Raw genomic sequence first — 19,495 nt, 5'->3', positions numbered from 1 at the left:
TAAGTCTGGTAATTATGTAGTTTGGTTTACTGCTGAGATCTCCAGGATCTTTCTGTTGTGTATGATTTTCTCTTTAATGTTTTTACGCCTGTAATTATTTGGCAGAAGCAATGTAAAAATAGTTCCTTTGTTTTCATCGCTTTCTACAGAAATAGCTCCATGTAGTTTTTCAATAGAACATTTTACTACATAAAGACCTAAGCCTGTTCCTGCTCCCTTTGTTGTGCCTCTGAAAAACATATTAAAAATAGCATCAAGATGATCTTTTTGAATACCAATTCCATTATCCTCTACTTCGATTCTTAACATTTCTTCGTTCTGATCACTTATCAAAATTTTAATAAAACTGAGCTCAGATCGCGGAGAGGAATATTTAATACTATTATCAATAAGATTTCTGAAAATTGCTTTTACAAGTACCTTCGAGGAAAAAAAATCATTTGCCATGCGGATATCAACTGAGAAAATTATATTTTCTGAACGAGATCTGAATTCAGAAAAAGTTGAATTGATCAGCGCATTCAAATCTATGATTTCTGTTTTAATTTCGGCAGTGCGTATATTAGTTACAATTCCCAGTTCATCGGTTATGTTTAACAGTTTGTCCCACGACAAACCTATCTGGTAAAATGATTCCCTTACTTGAGGATCGGTAGAGCGAACAAAAGCCTGGCTGGTAAGTTCTTTAACCTTAAGTAACGGTGGCTTTATGTCGGTCGACGTGATATGAAAAAGCATTTCAAGATCTTTATTGGATTGACGGAGAGATTTCATTTGATCAACAATATGCTGCTCCATAATACTGAAATTAGTAATTAAAACATCTACCTCATTTACCGATTTTGTAATTGGCAAAACCGTGCGAATGCTAAAGTCGCTTTTTACAAATTCATCAATCTTTTCTGTAAGATCGGTTATTGAACGTGAAACCCTTTTTGAGATAAATAATGCCGAAAGTATAGCACTCAAAGCAAAGAGCAGGCTTATAACTAAATAAATACGCCTGATAATATGAATAGCTTCTTTTTCATTGGCTTCAGAAAACATAACGGTTTGGGCTAACGACGATTCGATGGCGTGTGAGATATAATCTATGTCGTGTTTTAAACCTGAACTGGTTTTTAATCCAAGTTTTTTATCGTAAAAAACTAAACTCTGAAATTTAACTTGGTAGTCCCCAAGAATTTTGAGGATCTCATTTTGTTTAGTGGATGAGATTTTTTTATTGTGTGAGACTTCTTCTTTTATAAATTTTACCAGGCTATCATGCATGGAAACATAGGGTAACTCTTGCCGGATAATAAAATCTTTTTCATGGCGGCGAAGTTGCAGGATATTATTCAGGCCCATTTCATTTTTATAGAGTTCAAGTTTATGTGCGTGGCTTCTCATTTCGCCTTCAATTCCATAATCTTTAAATCCTCTTATAAGCACATTACGAATGATCTCAGAACTGAGCGAAGTGTATTTTTCAACATTGTATTGTAGCCGGTTCAGCCTGCTGTCAAGCCTGAATTCATGTTTTCTTTGCAGAGCGTAAAGTTCTTTAAGATTGGCTTTTAATAAAATGCAAATACTGTCATGCATGCTCACGAGTCTGCTTTTACCGTATTCAAAAAATGCTGGATTAATCGTTTCATTCTCTATAAATTCATGCATTATAGTGAGGTCTTTAATGAGAAGAAAGTGGGTTTTCTCTGCCTGCTTGGTGATCTCATAAAGCGAATCTTTATTTTTTTCGTAATAAGAAAAAATAACAACAGAGACGAAAATAGTGATGAATCCAAATAAAAGTAAAATGCTTATGAGTTGTTTTCGAATTGAGATGAACATAGGTGTGTGATTATCAACACTAATGTATTAGCAGCGCATTAATACAAGGTGAACAAATAATTGTAAAATCATTAAACCTCAACATATTGGGTCAGGCAAAAAGAGTGTGTAAATGATACCAACTCCCTGGTTCCTTACGCAATACTCCCTACTTACCCCGTACATATCCCGTCTTTTAGTATAAAACACATCCATTCACTCAGCTTCTCATACACCTTCCCTCAGAGGTCAATACACTCTTACTCATTCGTCAAATTTGTCATCCAATTTCCAGCTATCTTTGTATATGGCATTTCAGGTCGGTGATATAAAACTCTCAGGTACTGTAAATGGTATTTCTTTCTACAAAAGCGTCTTTGGCTGGCTGGTAAGGTCCAAAGGCGGGCCAAAGCGGAAACAATTCAAAACCTCACCGGCATTTGTCCGATCAAGAGAGAACAGCGAGGAATTCACAGCTTGTGCCCGCGCTGCTGCTGCTCTGCGCCGCCTGGTAATAGTACACACTGCTCATAAAGACAAAAGCCTTTACCACCGCCTTATGAAGTTGATGCGCCTGCTCGCAGATAACGATAAGGACTCCCTTCGTGGAAAGCGCGATCCAATGAAAGGGATGCAGACAAGCGAAGCCCAGGCACTTTTAAAGGAATTCAAAATAAGCGAAAACCTTTGCCTGTATGATCTTCTGCTCATAAAAGGGCTGATTAAAAAATCTCATGAGAAAGTGAAGACATGCAAGACACCTGCTATCCCTTCAGCTGCTATTAAAAGAAGACGAACCAAAAAGCCATCACCTTTTTATCCTCTTCACAAAGCTCTGCCGCCACACCTGTCTTTAAGCCAGATCCGGAAACAAATACAGCGTAACACCGCTTTCGGTTAAAGGCGTCTATAGAAAACTATTTATAGGCTTAGCACCTGCACTACAAACAAACTTTATTTTCTTCCCCAAAGCTTTTTAGCTTGATCCAACACATCCTGGAAGTATGTAAAATCTTAGAGTTTATTGGGTTAAAAAAAAAAGCCAATAAGTACCCTCTTAAAAAAAAGCCATGCGATAAGTCGTTTAATGGAAATTCCGTCCACCATGAAAAACAGTGTATTTAAATGAGGCACCATCATTCGGTTTTACAAGTGCTTTATCTGCTTTTTCAGCGCCGGGATGACGGCTTACGCTCCATTCATCTGTAAGATCTTCTGATGCTCTCGCTTCAGGATTGTTTAAAGAGCCTAATAAACCAGTAATGTCGTAGCATTTGCTGGCTATTACATGAATCACATCACCTTCTTTTTGCACTTTACCCTCTACCATAAGCAGGCGGCTGTGCACAATCTCTTTTCTATACCTGCTAAATAGTTTTTCAAATACAACCAGGTTTGCATTGCCTGTTTCATCTTCAATGGTAATAAAACAAATGCCGCTTGCAGTACCTGGACGCTGCCTAACTAATATCAATCCCGCCACATTCACGTAAGCTCCATCACTACAATTAATAAGATCTTTATTAGGCGTTATGTTCAGGAGATTTAATTTATCACGCACAAAGCTGATCGGATGTTCTTTTAAAGAGAGGCCAAGTGTTCGGTAGTCTTCTATAACGTGTTGCGCCAGTGTCATTTCTGGTAAAGAGATGTCTTTTTCAAAACTGTTGTCTGCTGCTATACCGGCGAACAAACCTGTAACATGATCGCTAAGCGCTGCTACTTCCCAAAGCGCTTTTCGCCTGTCTAAACCAATGGATCTAAAGGCATCAGCATCAGCTAGTTTTTCTAATGCCGATAAAGCAACGCCCGCTTCCAATAATAAGGCAATGGTTGCTGCAGGAGTCTTGGCTTTTTTTGCTTTTGTTTTTACGCGCGTTGCTCTGAATGCTATTAGTAATTGCATATCTTCCTCTCGCAAACCTTTTACCTGCCTGAATCCTAAACGTAATGAACAATACTTTCCTTCTTTAGCTTCGAGTATATTATCCCAATAAGAGTAATTGATATCTACCGGCTTAATTATAACCCCATGCTTGCCGGCATCAGAGATAATCTGTGCGGGTTGATAAAATCCCATAGGCTGACTATTCAGTAATCCGGCAGCAAACACATCGGGGTAATGGAATTTTAACCAGGCAGAAACATAAGCGAGTAGCGCAAAGCTGGCAGAATGACTCTCTGGAAATCCATAACCGCTAAAGCCTTTGAGTTGTTTAAAAATTCCCCGCGAATACTCTTCCGTATATCCTTTTGCCATCATGCCTTTCAGAAGTTTCGTTTCAAACAATCCAACTTTACCATCTGCTTTAAAAGAGGCCATGCTGCGGCGTAGCTGATCTGCTTCCGTGGGTGTAAACCCCGCGGCAACAATGGCTACTTCCATAGCTTGCTCCTGGAATAAAACTACACCAAGTGTTCTTTTTAAAACTTCTTTCAATTCATCGTTAGGATATTCAACAAGTTCCTCCCCATTACGCCTGCGTATGTAAGGATTTACGGCCCCGCCCTGAATAGGGCCGGGACGCACAATAGCAATCTGAATAACAAGATCGTAAAATTCCCTGGCTTTTAAACGCGGCGACATACTCATCTGCGCACGACTTTCAATTTGAAACACACCAATAGTATCGGCTTTGCAAATCATATCATACACCAATGGATCATCCTGCGGTACACTTGCCAGTGTGTAATCAAGATTGTAATGCAGTTTAATCAGATCAAAGCAGATGCGTATGCAGGAGAGCATACCAAGGGCCAGAACATCTACTTTTAAAATGCCAAGATCTTCTATGTCATCTTTGTTCCATTCTATGTTTGTTCTGTTTTCCATACGGGCATTTAGTACTGGACACAGATCAGATATTTTGTTTTCAGTTAACACAAAACCGCCTGTATGTTGTCCTAACTGGCGTGGAAATCCTTTGTATTGATTTGTGAGATCTAATACTTTAAGCAGGTGTGGATCTTTTGCACTGAATCCCGATGAAGTTGTTTGTTTCCCTTCCAGCCATTCTTCCGTTAATTCCCAGCCGGATGAGGAGAGTGTGTTGATTGCATCAAGCGAAAGTCCCATAGCCTTGCCAACATCACGTATAGCACCTTTGTAATGCACTTGCGTAACAGTGGCTACAATGGCGGCGTGATCCCGGCCATATTTTTCGTAAATATATTGTATGATTTCTTCCCGTCGGTTGTGCTCAAAATCTACATCTATATCGGGAGGCTCGTTACGCGCATCACTCATAAACCTGCTAAACAATAATCTGTGCTTGGTAGGATTTACAGAAGTAATGCCAAGGCAATAACAGACAGTTGAGTTGGCCGCTGAACCTCGGCCCTGGCACAATATATCACGACGCCGGGCTTCACACACATAATCAAACACGGTCAGAAAATAATAAGCAAGATCTTTTCTTTGAATAAAAGCAAGTTCAAATTCAATATTCTGTTTGATCTTTTCAGGAAGAGTTTCACCAAACATTTTATGAGCACCTATCCATGTATGATAGGCGAGTTCTTCCTGGTGTGTGCGTCCTTCATTGGTAAGTCCTTTAGGATAAGTATATTTTAATTCACTCAGGCAAAACGTGCAGGCCTTTGCAATCTTCTGCGTATTCTCAATAGCTTCAGGATAGTGCGCAAATAAGCGCAGCATTTCTTCTTGTGATTTTAAATAACGCTCTGCATTTTGATGTAGACGATAACCGGCATCGTAAATAGTACATTTTTCGCGAACGCAGGTAAGAATGTCCTGGAGCTCCCGCCGCTCATGCATATGGTAATGCACATCATTCATTGCTACCAGAGGAGTAGAGTAGAGCTTGGCTAATTCGGCAAGACAAAAGATCTTTTTTGCATCATTAGCCTGGTAAGATCGTATGGCTCCTAAATAAAGATCAGCGCCAAGTTCTTTTTTATAGTCCTTTAATGCAGAAATAAATTCCGGCTCAATAGCAAAAGAAGCTGTCAAGGAAGACGGAGGAATCACGATAAATTTTATACCCTCCGCATAACGGTAAACATCGGCTTTACGTAAGTAACATTCACCTTTTTCTGCACGTCTGTTTCCTTCGGTTAATAAACCCGAAAGACGGGCATAAGCTTCCTTGTTTGTAGGATAAGCCAAAAGAGAAGGTCCATCCAATAAATTTAATCTGCATGCCGGAATAATGCGAATCGGTTTTTCTTTGCTGGCGCTATAAGCTCTTACCACGCCCGCTAGTGTATTATGATCAGTAATAGCAATTTCCGTATAACCCAGTTCTAAAGCATGATTCACAAGTTCTTCAGGATGCGAACCGCCTCGTAAAAAACTAAAATTGCTTGTTATTTGTAGTTCCGTGTATTTCATATTTATTTTTCTGACGTCTCCCTGAGTAATGCGATGTCAGTTCCAGCATAGCCGAGCATGTAAGTTCGAGCATAGTCGAAAATGTCAGTTCGAGCGTAGTCGAAAATGTCAGTTCGAGCGTAGTCGAGAACAGTTCCAGCATACCCGAGCATGTCAGTTCCAGCATACCCGAGAATGTCAGTTCGAGCGTAGTCGAGAACAGTTCGAAACATCCACATGTCAGTTCGAGCATACCCGACATGTCAGTTCGAGCGTAGTCGAGAACAGTTCCAGCATATCCGAGAATGTCAGTTCGAGCGTAGTCGAGAACAGTTCCAGCATACCCGACATGTCAGTTCGAGCGTAGTCGAGAACAGTTCCAGCATACCCGAGAATGTCAGTTCGAGCATAGCCGAGAATGTCAGTTCGAGCGTAGTCGAGAACAGTTCCAGCATACCCGAGCATGTCAGTTCGAGCGTAGTCGAGAACAGTTCGAAACATCCACATGTCAGTTCGAGCGTAGTCGAGAACAGTTCCAGCATACCCGACATGTCAGTTCGAGCGTAGTCGAGAACAGTTCCAGCATACCCGAGAATGTCAGTTCGAGCGTAGTCGAGAACAGTTCGAAACATCCGCATGTCAGTTCGAGCGTAGTCGAGAACAGTTCCAGCATACCCTAGGGGGGCCATCACGAAAAAAAACCGTGTAAAAACCATTTAACACTCTCACTTCTATAATCGCCCGAACGAAACACCCAATACCTGGCGCCCTTCTCATCTTCCACACAATAATAATCTCTGTACGCTCCTGTTTGTGTCCACCATTCCTGTTCTATCCTTTCCGGACCATCCGCTTTTTTTACAGTATGACGCAATCCTTTATAAATAAAAAGTAAAGGCGGATAATCGGGTATAGGAACACTGACTTCTATTTGTTCAGGTACTGAAAGAAGGTGCAGAGGTCTCGGCAAATCTGTTCTCCAGGCAGTTGTTGGTTCTTCAACTAAAGAACAGGCTTGTTTTATTGAATATTCGGGCCAGTAATGTTCTGCCGGTAAATAGCGATGTATAGACCCCGCGCCGGTTTTTCCTTCCAGCCTGTCCAGAAGCTCAGCTATAGACGATTCATTGGAATTGCTTACCGACCAGAGAGCATCCTGTGAACTTAACAACTCTTCTACTATGCCCGCTTCAAGTACAAATAATTCAATACCCAGATCAGGCTGTATTTCAGAAATCCGGATCTCAAACAATTTAAAGAGATGCATGACATTGCGCGAAGGCCTATTGGTGCCTATTCCTATTGATTGAATAGTTCCATCTATACGGTAGCATTTTAGCTCAGCTATTCTAAGTCCTTTGCTTTCACGGTTCAAACGAAGGCACAAAGTTTCCAGTAAATTTTTTAAAGCAATTTCAATTCCTGCTGCGGTACAAATAGGCTCTAAACTTGGTAAACGTTCCTGGTAAGGACTTATAGGTTGAATAGGGTTTATCAACTCCATTTCTGCGCCAAGAGCCTGATCCAATCGCTTCAGTAAATTTTGCCCGAACCTTCTGCGCAAAGCGGCACGAGGCATATTCATAAAACTTTTAATTGTAAGAAAACCAAGTTTTGCCAGTTTATCTAGCGTAGCGGTTTCAAGTCGCAGAGCTGCGGGTGGCAAGTCTTCTATAGCCTTTACCTGATCATTGGGTTTAACTGCCAGTGCAGTTTGTTCAAAACGGCAAACGGCCCATGCGCTGCCAATAGTATCAGCAATGCTTATACGTGTTGTATAACCAAAGTCAGAAAAACGTTTGTATATATCATTTATATACTCGGTTTCGCCACCCCATAAATGTGTACACCCATCTGCATCAAGTATCAAACTATCTGGTAACTCTAGCGATACAACAGGAGTAAAACGTATGCACCATTCAGCAAGAGCCGATAGAAGTTTTAAAGGTTGATCAGGATCATAATCGTATACCTGTAATTCAGGTACCAGGGCTTTACAATCTGCTACTACCATTTCTGTATAAATACCTCTTTCCTGGGCGTTTTTATTCACAGCCTTAATCACTCGCCGGTTACGTTCAAGCAATGCAAGCGCAAAAGTTTCTGTCTTTAGTTGAGGCTTGCGTCGCAGCAACCAATCTGTCATCAAATGCGGAAACCATATAATTACAATGCGCTGTGCCATTAACCCGTATTCCTGTTGTCATTATTGGTAGCGAAGAAAGTTTGTTTGTCGCCTGAAGGTTGTAAATATTCAAGTCCTTTATCGCTCCATTGCACCTGCCATTGGTGAGGTGTACCGTTTTTTACTTTTAATAATTCTATATTCCATCGGGGAAAGCCAATGCCTGGACTGTCGGGTAACCAGCTGGCAAGGGCGGTAATTTTCCAACGCGATACACAAGCAACTGCATTTACCGATTTAGGCCTGAAGCGATGAATAAAGCCTGTCACCTGACTGCGTTCTACAGCCAATTGTAAGCGACGAGAGTCATTAAAGCTCAGTTCATTGAGTTCGCCAACCACAACAGGTAAGGCATTGCATTTTAGCGCTTCTTCTAGTGCCCACAAGGTGTCTTTAGGTCTTTTAGCGTCAACAAATAAAATCCTTTCAGGGTCAACACCAAAAGATTTTAAAGCTGGAGGGAAGATGCTGCGACGCGGTACTGTGCTTATCCATAAACACGAACCTCCTGTTTGCATCAACTGACTTAAAATGATGGCCAGAAAACCACTGGTACAAGCAGCATCTTCCGAATTATAACTAATAAGTTCATGTATAGCTGCTCTCGGAAATACTTTATTTGGGAAAGCCGATTCAAGAAGTCCCAACCCACTTTTTTGTAAGGGCTCGTCGCTTTGTTGCCTATGGCCTTGCAAATTCAAAATCTGTTTTTGCAAAGATTCTATTACCGACTGATCAACCGCGCGTTTCATTTCCTGGAATTTAGTTTTGTGAAGTTAGTTATAATTTATAGTTATTATTTGCTATATTTTATAGTAATATGTTGTTAAAACTGGTTTTCAGACGGTTAAAGGAGGAAATAGTATAATTCAAGAGTGTGCCTGTAATCGAAGATTGTCTTAAGCAGCTTGAAATTTTACCCGAAAACTTTCAGCAGCAATTCCCTCAAAAATGTGCCAACCAGGTAGTCAGAAGTCTTAGGAATATCTTATTAACTTGTTGACGAAAGATTTCGGATGCGTAATTTTTTCTCCAATTATCGCGCTGTGACAACTTTCTAGGCTGGCATTGGCTTTTCATGGTCTTTTATCTAACGTTTTAAAACTTAAATCATGAAATCACAAAACACTTACCGTGGTAATCGTAATAACGATAACTCCGATCACAGGCAAAACACAAGTAATCGTGAATCAAATTATAACGATTACAACCGTTCCACAAACCAAAATAATTATAATGATGGTTTCCCGGAAGATAACCGCCGTTATGGATATGGATCCAGTAATTTTGGCGGCGATAATTCCAATAGGAATTCATACAACAGCGATACCCGCCGCGATAATGATTCTTACACATTCAGAAGTAGCGGTGGTTACGGCTCAGAAAATAATTACGACCGCTCGGGGCGCTACGATTCCGGTTCACAATCCTACAACGACCGTTACACTATGAATAACTCACGCCAATGGCCACAGGATCGTGAACCCGAAACTTCCCGTAACAATTACGATAATTCTTACCGTTCACAATCAGAATATTCTTCCCGTAATAACCGAAATACGAATAATGGAAGTTATAACGAGAACCGTGACTCGGACAACGAAGGCTACAATGGCCGCAATGCCAGCGATTATACAACGTCTTACGGCGAACGCAATTACGATCCTTCAGAAAATTATTCCCGTCGCGATGAACGTGGTTACACTTACCGTCACGATAACGATTATGACAGAGAAAATAACCGTTCGCGCGAAGATGACCGTTATAGCTGGGGTAGGGAAGATGCCGACCGTAGCAAAGGAAATTATGGGTATTACGAAAGTTATCCTTCTTATGGACAATCATCGTCTTACGGCGATCACGAAAAATATTCAGGAAAAACAGGCAACAGAAAAAGTCAAACAGATCAATACGGCGAAACAGATACTAATCACCAACGTCCAAATGTGAGAGACAGAAATTCCTGGTAAAAACCAAAACCTTATAAATAAAAAACCCCTGGAAATTACCAGGGGTTTTTATTTAGTATGTCATGCCACTACTTATTTCGGCATTACAACTGTGTCTATTACATGAATAACACCATTACTTTGGTAAACGTCTTTAATAGTTACAGTAGACATTCCGCCCTTTGCATCCGTTAAAACAACTTTGTTTCCTTTCATAGATACAGTAAGCATATCACCGTTAACGGTTTTAAGTTCTGCTTTCCCGTTTCCTTTTTTAATCATTTCTGATAAAGCTTTCGAATCTAATTTACCTGAAACTACATGGTAAGTTAAAATGTTTGTAAGCATAGTTTTGTTTTCAGGCTTAACCAAAGTTTCTACTGTACCTTTTGGTAATTTATCGAAAGCTGCGTTAGTTGGAGCAAACACAGTAAAAGGACCTGCACCTTGTAAAGTTTCAACTAAACCTGCAGCTTTAACGGCAGCTACTAAAGTGGTGTGATCTTTAGAGTTAACAGCGTTTTCAATAATGTTTTTAGAAGGGTACATGGCTGCACCACCAACTTCTACTGTTTTTTCTCCTGACATACTTTGTGCGCTTAAGCTGTTTACAGATAATAAAGAAGCGAAAGCTACTAATGCAAGTGTTTTGATGATTTTCATAATATTTGGTTTTAAGTTTTGGTTATTTGTATGCATTTACGGTCATAAATAGAATTTAGATTGACCCATTTGTTATTAAAAGCCAAAATATAACACTCACCGGTTTAGGTTAATAGAATGTTATCTCTGTAATAAAGGTTTGAGTTTATGGATTTTTTAAAAAGAAAGTCTTTTTTTAGCCTCTTTAGCCGTAAAACCACAAAAAATCCCTATATTTGCCATCCTTAAAAAAATGGAATCACAGGTAAAATTATTTTCAGGAATTGCCACCGAAGCCTTAGCTGCAAAAATAGCTAATGCTTATGGTCAGCCTTTAGGCAAAGTTGAGCATTATCGCTTTAGTGACGGAGAATTACAGGCTTCATACGAAGAAAGTATCCGTGGCCAAAGTGTTTTTGTAATTCAAAGTACAATGCCCCCGGCAGACAATTTAATGGAAATGCTTTTGCTCATAGATGCAGCAAAGCGCGCAAGTGCCAGGCATATTGTAGCCGTGCTTCCCTATTTTGGATACGCACGCCAGGATCGTAAAGATAAACCACGTGTGGCTATTGGCGCTAAATTAGTGGCCGATATGCTGGCTGTAGCCGGAGCAACCAGAGTTATGACTATGGACCTTCATGCTGATCAGATCCAGGGTTTCTTTAACGTGCCTGTAGATCACCTTTATGCCTCCACTATCTTTTTACCTTACATAGAATCATTAAAACTCGATAACCTTACCATCGCAGCTCCAGATATGGGTGGAAGTAAACGTGCCAACGGATACGCCAAACATTTAAAAGCGGAAATGGTAATTTGTTACAAGCAACGCGCAAAAGCCAATGTGGTAGAAAGCATGACCGCCATTGGTGAAATTGAAGGCAGAAATATTATTTTAGTAGACGACCTGGTTGATACAGGTGGAACACTTTGTAAAGCAGCTGAAATGATGTTGGATCGCGGTGCATTAAGTGTTAGAGCCATTTGCACACACCCGGTTTTATCTGGTAAAGCTTACGAGAACATCGAGAAATCAAGTCTGCAGGAGTTGATCGTAACCGACACTATTCCTTTATCACATGAAAGTTCTAAAATTAAAGTATTAAGTGTAGCGCCATTATTCGCAAAAGTGATTAACAGCGTCCATAATTACGAATCAATAAGTAGCAATTTTATTTTATAACAAACAAACAAAAATGCAATGAAGCCTTCGGCGTAATTCCATTTTACAATTTAAAAACAAACAAAAAAAAAACAAAATGAAAACAGTATCATTGAGCGGTTCGCCAAGAGCGAACGTAGGGAAAGTAGATGCGGCAGCATTAAGACTTAAAGGTTTAGTTCCATGTGTAATTTATGGAGCAGGTGAGCAAATTCACTTTAGCGCCGATATCCGTCATTTTAAAGATATTATCTTTACTCCTGAAACAAATCTCGTAAATGTTGAAGTAGGTGGAAAAACTTACAAAACAATTCTTCAGGAAGCACAATACCACAGAATTAACGACAAATTAATTCATGCTGACTTTTTACAGGTTAACGAAGACAAACCTGTAACAGTTCATTTACCAGTTAAAACAAGCGGAACATCTGAAGGTGTGAAAGCGGGTGGTAAATTAACTTTGAAATTGCGTAAGTTAAAAGTAAGAGGTCTTATCTCTAAATTACCAGAGTATATCGACTTAAGCATCGAAAAACTGGCTATCGGAAAATCTATCTCTGCCGGTGACATCAATATTGATGGCATCACTTTATTGCATCCAAAAAATATTTCTATCGTTAGTGTTGATACAACTCGTAACGTGGTAGTGGAAGAGCCTGCTAAAGCTGCTCCAGCTAAATCTGCAGCTCCTGCTGCAGCTGCAAAAGCTGCTCCGGCTAAGAAATAATTTAAATAAACTTAATAAAAAACCTCAGACACATCTGTCTGAGGTTTTTTTATGCCATCAAGTCTCATGTTAAACTGTATTCATCTGTAGAATTCTTTAGAAACAAAGCCTGCCTGGATTTCATATTCGTCATCATCCTGCAAACACATGCATTGCAGACTGGTGTTTTTTTCGGACATTTTAGGATTTAAAGTTACCGGAAATAGCCAGCGCAAAACCGCATCAAAAAAATGGAGAACCTACTAAAGAGTCTTCCGAATAAATTAGAATTTACTTCTTAAACGAGCAGATTTACGGGCTTTCTTAAAGGTGTAGCCCACAGTTAACTCAAGACTCATGTATGTGTCTTTCTGAGTATCGCCACGCTGAGCACCCGATCCGTCAGCATTGGGTTCCGTAGCTGTATAAAAAGGATTGTCTTCACCAGGAGGAAGAAGTCTTCCCTTACTCGGATCGGCCATCTCTGCCGTTAAACTGTTCTTGGCTTCTAATGCTGCGCGGTCGTAATAACGCCCGCCAACATCGTCAATATAATCAGTAAAGGTTTTACGGTAACAAAATTCAATCCCGAACGACCAGACTTTATTCAGCGTTAGTTTATAATATGCTCCAGCCAAAATATTCATGCTGAAATTAGAGTATTGTTTCGGTCCCCCTGGAAGCCCCTGACCTTCCGTACCCAGAGGTCTTAATTCTACCCATTCTCCATCAGCGGTTCTTCCTTTTGGATTAAAATAAAATGCACCCAGACCGGCAAAACCATAAAGATTATGGGTAATGTTTTTCATACGCCCGTAATTTCTGCGAACCCCGTAACGACTGCTCCCTCTTTTTGTACTTTGATAACCAAACTCAAGTCGGCCGGATAATTCAAAAATATTCGATTTAAAATTTAAGTTCCGGTTATTTCTAACTGGATTGTCGGTTTTAGCGTCATCACCTTTTACATTCAGATAACTGAATTTACCAACCACATTCACCGAACGTTTTAATTTATACCTCGCGCCTACAGAAAAGGCTGTGCGGCTTTGACTGAAATTTAAATCGGCCGGACTATAATCTTTACCATTTCCTTTCTGCCCGCCAAGGTCTCCTAAGAAATTAGAAGTGCCGGCAGAAATAAAAAGTTCCCGTTTATATTTCTTCCACTCGTTAGGACGCATAAAGCTTTGAGCCTCAGAAGCATAACAGAATAATGAAAATAAGAATAAAATAAAAAGTCTTTCCATCTATTAAAATACGGTCCGCATCCAGCAAAAATAAGGTTTTAGAGGCAGACTAAAAAATAAATTGATTTATTAATAAACATTAAAGAGTTAATAATTAATGCTTTATGAAAAAAAATGTTCATTGAAATTTATGAGGTAGATTCTCTCTGTAGCCCTTGTTATGGCTGTGTAAAGCCATCTTGTAAATCCATGGTCAACATTCTCATCTTTTAAAAATCCTTGATCTATAAATACAACAGGCCATTGTCCGCCTTGTGATTTATGGCAGGTTATTGCATAACTGAATTTTACCTGAAGAGCATTATAATAAGGACTCTTTTTTAAGTAAGACATTCTAACTCCTTTTATTGGCTCATCACTCACATCTTCTAAAACAGCTTCATACAATCTGCGTTGATCTTCAGGTAGTAAGGCTGGATTATCGGTGTATAAACTGTCGGTCAGAAGTTTAACCTGTTGCTCAGCCAAATTAGGATAGTCCACAAATTTTATAACACATTCACAAAAGTGAAAACCGTATAGTTCTTCGCGATTTATAATTCTTGTGATCTCCGCCATATCTCCGTTAGCAATAAAACCAGCCTCCCCATTATTTTCGGGTAACCAAAAATAATTGTTTTTAACGATCATGATTTTATCGCCAGCCACCAGATCTTCCTCATACAATTTTATACGATTCCTGAAACTCTGATTAAATAAATTGGCCCTTTTGTTACTCCTTGTAATAATAACCACATTCTCTTCCCCGTAATTCGAAAGGCACGAATTAAGTGTATCCTCCAGGTCTTCTCCCGAAAGTCGTACCACATCAGAGGTACACTGTAGTTTCGGCACTTCGAATTGTTCTGCGTCTATAGTTGTACGCAAATTGGTAGCATTCAATAAGATGCCGCTTTCCAACCTTTGACGGGCCACTTCTTTCAACTCAAAAAAATGAATGTTCAGGTAAAAAGCATTTTTAAGATACTCGCGATTCAGAGCCGGACTTTCATTACTCCCTACGGGTGGCAACTGCGCTGTATCTCCAATAAGAATCAGTTTACAATTATCTCCACTGTAAATGTATTCGAAAAGATTTTCAAGTAAACTATTAAAAAGACTTTCTCCTCCCGAATCGGCACTTATCATCGAAGCTTCATCCACTATAAAAAGCGTGTTGCGGTGAAGGTTATCAGCCAAAGAAAACAAAACACTGCCATTAGCATCCATCTGTTTCCTGAATATTTTTTTATGTATAGTTTGTGCCTGCCTTTGCGAATAGGCACTCAATACTTTTGCCGCCCGCCCGGTGGGAGCAAGCAGCACACTGCGCCATTTTATAACGGGTAAAGCTTTTGTAAATGCTGAAATGAGATTGGTCTTTCCGGTACCGGCATATCCCTTTAAAATAAAAACACTCCGGTCGTCACGGTTAAAAATAAAATCAGAGATCTTATCAATAGCCTCCAACTGATCTCCATTTGGCGAAAATGGCAGGTAAGTGGGAATAAGGTTTTTAAAATCCTGAACAGGGTCTTTTCTAAGCATTTGTCTTTTCAAAAATAGTCAGAATTAAGCAGTATAAAGGTCGTGACCGAAAAAAATAAAAGAACAAATCATCTTAATACAGCGATTTCTTAAATAAATTGTTTTTTAATTTAAGAATGTGTTAGCTTTGTTTCTTATGACCAGCGAGGCATATATAACAAAGCACTATTACAGCGAAAAACCGGCAAATGGTGAAGTGTTAAGCCTATCCATCCTGATAGGTCCCGCTTCTTTTGTATATGCCATCTCTACTCAGAATTTTAAAAATGTAATAGAATTATGCCATGTCGAAATTACGCACCTGGCAAATACTACGTTTGATCTGACCGATAAAATTTCTTTTCTCGTCAACAATTATTTGCTGCATCAGAAAAAATTCGAAAGAGTAAATGTTAGTTTTCTCAATACAGATTTTACAATGCTTCCTGAGGCTTTTTCACAAGTGGAAGATATTAAACCGATCTTGCATTTTGCGACCGGTGTTGAACTTGTAAAGCGCTCATTAAAACACTCGGTTAAAAACATTAATTTTTGTTTTACTGTTGAATCCGATCTGCTGAATTATTTTGAAAAGACTTTTCCGAATGCTTCGTTAAGACACCAGGGCGCTGTAAGCATGTCCTTGTTTTTTAGCCAGCATTCTTTAAAAAATGCCAATTTATATCTGAATATTGGCGATGGCTTTATAGAGCTCGCCGCCAAAGACAAAACAGAAGTCTTATTTTATAACGTGTTTGCCTTCGAGAATAATGAAGATATACTCTATTATGTTTTATTTATGATGGAGCAGTTTAATTTAAATCCGCTTCACGTAAGACTGTCGGTTGCCGCAGAAAGAAATGCCAACGACTCTGTTATACAAAGCTTGAAAAAATACATCAGGCAGGTCGAGTTTTGTGTAAGTGACGCTTCTGTGAAATTAAACGGAGAACTAGCTTCAATGCCTCAACATTATTATTTTACTTTACTAAATCAACATTTATGCGAATTATAGGAGGCACCCACAAAGGCAAAGTTATTAAAGTAGCCAAAGATCTACCGGTGCGACCTACTACCGATTTCGCAAAAGAGGGACTCTTCAATATTCTGACAAATAAGGTTGATTTCGAAGAGCTAACGGTGCTTGATTTGTTTAGCGGTACTGGACATATTTCTTTAGAATTTGCTTCCCGCGGAGCTAAAGAGATTGTAGCAGTAGATAAACATTTTAAATGTGCCGGTTTTTTAAGGGCAACAAGTAAAGAACTGAATTTTAATATCAACGCCCTTAAAAATGACGTGTTTGATTTTCTAAAGAATTCTACCTCGAAATTTGATTTGATTTTTGCCGATCCGCCTTACGATCTTCCTGAAATTCCAAACATTCACAAACTCGTTTTTGAACGTGGTTTGTTAAAAGAAAATGGTATGCTGATCATCGAGCACGGTCAAAGAACCAAACTGGAAGGTCTGCAGGGTTTTACAAAGCTTAGAAATTATGGCAATGTAAACTTCAGTTTCTTCGAAAATTCAAAGGAAGTTTAAAAAAGAGTAGGGCTTATTTTAATACCCCGATGTCTTTACCAATCTCACCAAAAAATTGTTTTACTTTTTTTGCCGTAGCGTCATCGCCCGTAGCACGCACATAAGTGTCTGTAAGTGTCATAACATTTTGATGAAAGAATTTTTTCATTTCATCTACCATCATGTCCTTAGTCCAAAGATCTATTCTCAGGGTGTTATTTTCTTTTTTATCCCACAAAGCAATCATTAAGCTATTACACTCGCTTGCTTCTCCCGTGTCGGGAGCACTCCATTTAATTGAGTGTGGTAAATTATTTTCATCAACAGTAACCGTAAAGTTAATTTCAGTAGTCTTCATTTTATTCTCCAAGTATTTTAAATTCTATTCTTCTGTTTTGTGCATGTTCCAGCTCACTGCAAGGTTGGTTATCTTTGCAATTGTTAAGGAGTTTTGTTTCTCCATAGCCTTTTGAAATAATACGTTTTATATCAATTCCCGATTTTGTAATATAATCCTGAACTGTTTTTGCCCGCAATCGGCTAAGTTGCAAATTAGATGCCTCATTCCCTTTGCTATCCGTATGAGCGCCCACTTCCAGTTTAAGTTGTTTGTTGCTATTTAAAACCAGGATAATTTTATCAAGAATTTCCTTTGACTGCGGTGTAATACTATATTTTCCGGTTTCAAACAAAATGTTTTCTACAATTGATTTTGGTGCTTCGGTTAAACTTCTTTTTTGACCGGTTCCTGGTTTTTTTGCATCCACAAATTCCAGCCAAGGATCTTCCAGTTCCAGGTCACGCATGCTCGATAGCTCTGCATTAACGGGCTTGTAAGAGAATTTGGAACCTTTCTGATGGGTCATTATTTTAATAAGGTTATCGTCGTTGCTGTAAATAATTATGTCCTTAAATACGTCCAGAATGTTGTCGGTATTTTCGGCACTTAAATAAAAACGTTTTAAGAAGGGAAGGTACTTAAATTTAAAAGTTCCAAAATCGTCCGTTACAGTACTGTCGATCACCTCATATTTATCATTCAATAAAATGATTTTTAGCTTCCCAATGGGCGTGTTTACATTGTCACCGTAAATAGTCGCCTTTACGTCCATTTTCATTTCATCGTCACCCACCGAAAGGTCGTTGAAGGCAGTATTATAATTACTCATAATTTTCAACCCGCGCTTCCCACCAGCCAGGCTATCGAGCGTCCCAATAAAATTATCTTCCTTGCTTAAAAGATCTACTTTTTCACCGGCAATATTGCTGGCGTCAATACCAATAAAATAACGATGATCAGGACGAATATCTTCAAATACAAATGTCCCGAATAAATTGGTTGTCGTCTTTCTTATAATAGTATTGTATTCATTCAAAAGGTAAACTTCTTTTTTTGCATAGAACTTTTTTTCCTTTGGTTTAGAGGATATAAGTTTTCCTCCAATATTACTTGTAAAGTGATTGTCTACTAATTTTATAAGTTCCGTAGTTTTAATTTTCCATTCACAATATCCATCCATTGGTTTCGAAATGGCCACCGAGGCATTCTTAGAGGTTACCAGGTATAAAGAATTATCAGCAGAAATATCCTTAATATCCATAACAATTTTAGAGACATCCATGGCTGCTATTCCCGAAAAAGAAAAAGCTCCGAAACGATTGGTATAAGTTGATTTAACCAGTTCACCGCTTTTATTGTAAAGGGAAATGGGCTTGTTTTTGACCGTTAATTGTGGATTGCAATTAAGAATAACTTTTCCGGCAACAATTGCCTGCACCTCAACAGACTTAACAGGGGTTATTTTAACACTGTCGTTATTACCGGATGACACCACTGCAGGATCATTTCTTTTTGACGGTTTTACAATTACCGTTTTCGCAAAAGCGGTGTTGTAGGCAGTGTCATCCACCATTTTTTTACTGCCATTAAAAATAACCCGGAAGAACGGGTTTTTAAATACAGTGGTATCTACATCTTCATCTGTCTTGTATACAAAAGGAATGTTGAGCTCGTAACCCATCCTGTACTCGTACTTTTCTACCGGAATCGTATTCGCAACCACCCGCATGTACATTACCGGACTCCTGGGATTTTGAAAATAGATATCGTATATCTTTCCGTAGTCGAGCTCTAGTTTAAAATCCGATTTTGATTGTGTATTCAGAGTCTTGGTGATTACTCCCTCAGTTTTTACACTGATTTGCACTTGTTTTACTGCTGAATTATTTAGCAGCGTATGTCCAACCAGGGTTATCTGACTATTGGAAATTAAACTAGAACAAACGGTGAGAAGTAATAAGTAGATTTTTTTCATTACGAATGTGCTAAATGTATAAGTTTTAGCTTGTTTGGCCAAAATTATCTTTTATCAAGTTTTCAAAAAAAAAAGCTATGCTTGCATAGAAGTTTTTAAACCCGGGTA

15 protein-coding genes and 1 pseudogene are annotated in these 19,495 nt (G+C 39.1%); 6 read left to right on the top strand and 10 right to left on the bottom strand.

Going from position 1 to position 19,495, the window contains the following annotated elements:
* Positions 1-12 precede the first annotated feature (12 nt).
* Positions 13-1,833, bottom strand: coding sequence for a hypothetical protein (locus tag CNR22_22840; protein PBQ34494.1), 1,821 nt, complete (start codon positions 1,831-1,833; stop codon positions 13-15).
* Between the two features lie 286 nt (positions 1,834-2,119).
* Here CNR22_22840 and CNR22_22835 point away from each other — a divergent pair, with 286 nt between their 5' ends.
* A complete protein-coding gene (locus tag CNR22_22835) occupies positions 2,120-2,713 on the top strand; it encodes a hypothetical protein (GenBank protein ID PBQ34493.1) in 594 nt (197 codons plus the stop codon).
* A 183-nt stretch (positions 2,714-2,896) separates the two neighbouring features.
* On the opposite strand, the gene CNR22_22830 is transcribed toward CNR22_22835, so the two are convergent.
* The 4 genes and pseudogenes from CNR22_22830 to CNR22_22815 all read right to left on the bottom strand — a co-directional run bounded on the left by CNR22_22830 (position 2,897) and on the right by CNR22_22815 (position 9,082).
* Positions 2,897-6,166: an error-prone DNA polymerase gene (locus CNR22_22830; protein PBQ34492.1), complete on the bottom strand. Its 3,270-nt coding sequence runs from the start codon at positions 6,164-6,166 to the stop codon at positions 2,897-2,899.
* Between the two features lie 287 nt (positions 6,167-6,453).
* Positions 6,454-6,834, bottom strand: a complete 381-nt coding sequence (locus CNR22_22825) for a hypothetical protein (GenBank protein ID PBQ34491.1) — start codon at positions 6,832-6,834, stop codon at positions 6,454-6,456.
* A complete protein-coding gene (locus CNR22_22820) occupies positions 6,834-8,330 on the bottom strand; it encodes a nucleotidyltransferase (GenBank protein ID PBQ34490.1) in 1,497 nt (498 codons plus the stop codon). Before CNR22_22820 ends, CNR22_22825 begins: the two co-directional genes overlap by 1 nt.
* 74 nt (positions 8,331-8,404) lie before the next feature.
* Positions 8,405-9,082, bottom strand: a pseudogene (locus CNR22_22815) (Error-prone repair protein ImuA).
* 360 nt (positions 9,083-9,442) lie between these two features.
* On the opposite strand from CNR22_22815, the gene CNR22_22810 reads away from it, so the two are divergent.
* On the top strand, positions 9,443-10,300 hold the full coding sequence (locus CNR22_22810) for a hypothetical protein (GenBank protein ID PBQ34489.1): 858 nt from the start codon (positions 9,443-9,445) through the stop codon (positions 10,298-10,300).
* A gap of 72 nt (positions 10,301-10,372) precedes the next feature.
* On the opposite strand, the gene CNR22_22805 is transcribed toward CNR22_22810, so the two are convergent.
* On the bottom strand, positions 10,373-10,933 hold the full coding sequence (locus tag CNR22_22805; protein PBQ34981.1) for a fasciclin: 561 nt from the start codon (positions 10,931-10,933) through the stop codon (positions 10,373-10,375).
* A 241-nt stretch (positions 10,934-11,174) separates the two neighbouring features.
* Here CNR22_22805 and CNR22_22800 point away from each other — a divergent pair, with 241 nt between their 5' ends.
* The gene (locus CNR22_22800; protein PBQ34488.1) at positions 11,175-12,107 is read left to right on the top strand and encodes a ribose-phosphate pyrophosphokinase; all 933 of its coding nucleotides are present in this window, start codon (positions 11,175-11,177) and stop codon (positions 12,105-12,107) included.
* Between the two features lie 76 nt (positions 12,108-12,183).
* Entirely contained in the window at positions 12,184-12,813 is a 630-nt protein-coding gene (locus CNR22_22795; protein PBQ34487.1) for a 50S ribosomal protein L25, read from the top strand.
* Positions 12,814-13,076: 263 nt separating this feature from the next.
* Here CNR22_22795 and CNR22_22790 read toward each other — a convergent pair whose 3' ends face one another.
* Positions 13,077-14,042, bottom strand: a complete 966-nt coding sequence (locus CNR22_22790; protein PBQ34486.1) for a hypothetical protein — start codon at positions 14,040-14,042, stop codon at positions 13,077-13,079.
* Positions 14,043-14,144: 102 nt separating this feature from the next.
* A complete protein-coding gene (locus CNR22_22785) occupies positions 14,145-15,569 on the bottom strand; it encodes an ATP-dependent endonuclease (protein ID PBQ34485.1) in 1,425 nt (474 codons plus the stop codon).
* 136 nt (positions 15,570-15,705) lie between these two features.
* Here CNR22_22785 and CNR22_22780 point away from each other — a divergent pair, with 136 nt between their 5' ends.
* Together CNR22_22780 and CNR22_22775 are read left to right on the top strand one after the other, a co-directional pair.
* Entirely contained in the window at positions 15,706-16,563 is an 858-nt protein-coding gene (locus CNR22_22780; GenBank protein ID PBQ34484.1) for a hypothetical protein, read from the top strand.
* Positions 16,551-17,093: a 16S rRNA (guanine(966)-N(2))-methyltransferase RsmD gene (locus CNR22_22775; protein ID PBQ34483.1), complete on the top strand. Its 543-nt coding sequence runs from the start codon at positions 16,551-16,553 to the stop codon at positions 17,091-17,093. The genes CNR22_22780 and CNR22_22775 overlap by 13 nt, the downstream gene beginning before the upstream one ends.
* 13 nt (positions 17,094-17,106) lie before the next feature.
* Here CNR22_22775 and gldC read toward each other — a convergent pair whose 3' ends face one another.
* Positions 17,107-17,430 (bottom strand): gliding motility protein GldC, encoded by a 324-nt coding sequence (gldC, locus tag CNR22_22770; protein ID PBQ34482.1) that lies wholly within the window; start codon positions 17,428-17,430, stop codon positions 17,107-17,109.
* 1 nt (position 17,431) lies between these two features.
* Entirely contained in the window at positions 17,432-19,429 is a 1,998-nt protein-coding gene (locus tag CNR22_22765) for a hypothetical protein (GenBank protein PBQ34481.1), read from the bottom strand.
* Between the last annotated feature and the right edge of the window lie 66 nt (positions 19,430-19,495).

The sequence above is a fragment of the Sphingobacteriaceae bacterium genome (genome assembly GCA_002319075.1).
In the GTDB taxonomy this organism is placed as follows: Bacteria; Bacteroidota; Bacteroidia; order B-17B0; family Aurantibacillaceae; genus Aurantibacillus.
Note: the sequence above shows the minus strand (reverse complement) of the source record. Positions and strands in the feature narration are given on the sequence as shown.

Coding starts and splice junctions, on each gene's coding strand:
- CNR22_22840 (PBQ34494.1), bottom strand. CDS start 1,833: ATGTTCATCTCAATTCGAAAACAACTCATAAGCATTTTACTTTTATTT.
- CNR22_22835 (PBQ34493.1), top strand. CDS start 2,120: ATGGCATTTCAGGTCGGTGATATAAAACTCTCAGGTACTGTAAATGGT.
- CNR22_22830 (PBQ34492.1), bottom strand. CDS start 6,166: ATGAAATACACGGAACTACAAATAACAAGCAATTTTAGTTTTTTACGA.
- CNR22_22825 (PBQ34491.1), bottom strand. CDS start 6,834: ATGGCCCCCCTAGGGTATGCTGGAACTGTTCTCGACTACGCTCGAACT.
- CNR22_22820 (PBQ34490.1), bottom strand. CDS start 8,330: ATGGCACAGCGCATTGTAATTATATGGTTTCCGCATTTGATGACAGAT.
- CNR22_22810 (PBQ34489.1), top strand. CDS start 9,443: ATGAAATCACAAAACACTTACCGTGGTAATCGTAATAACGATAACTCC.
- CNR22_22800 (PBQ34488.1), top strand. CDS start 11,175: ATGGAATCACAGGTAAAATTATTTTCAGGAATTGCCACCGAAGCCTTA.
- CNR22_22795 (PBQ34487.1), top strand. CDS start 12,184: ATGAAAACAGTATCATTGAGCGGTTCGCCAAGAGCGAACGTAGGGAAA.
- CNR22_22790 (PBQ34486.1), bottom strand. CDS start 14,042: ATGGAAAGACTTTTTATTTTATTCTTATTTTCATTATTCTGTTATGCT.
- CNR22_22785 (PBQ34485.1), bottom strand. CDS start 15,569: ATGCTTAGAAAAGACCCTGTTCAGGATTTTAAAAACCTTATTCCCACT.
- CNR22_22780 (PBQ34484.1), top strand. CDS start 15,706: ATGACCAGCGAGGCATATATAACAAAGCACTATTACAGCGAAAAACCG.
- CNR22_22775 (PBQ34483.1), top strand. CDS start 16,551: ATGCGAATTATAGGAGGCACCCACAAAGGCAAAGTTATTAAAGTAGCC.
- gldC (PBQ34482.1), bottom strand. CDS start 17,430: ATGAAGACTACTGAAATTAACTTTACGGTTACTGTTGATGAAAATAAT.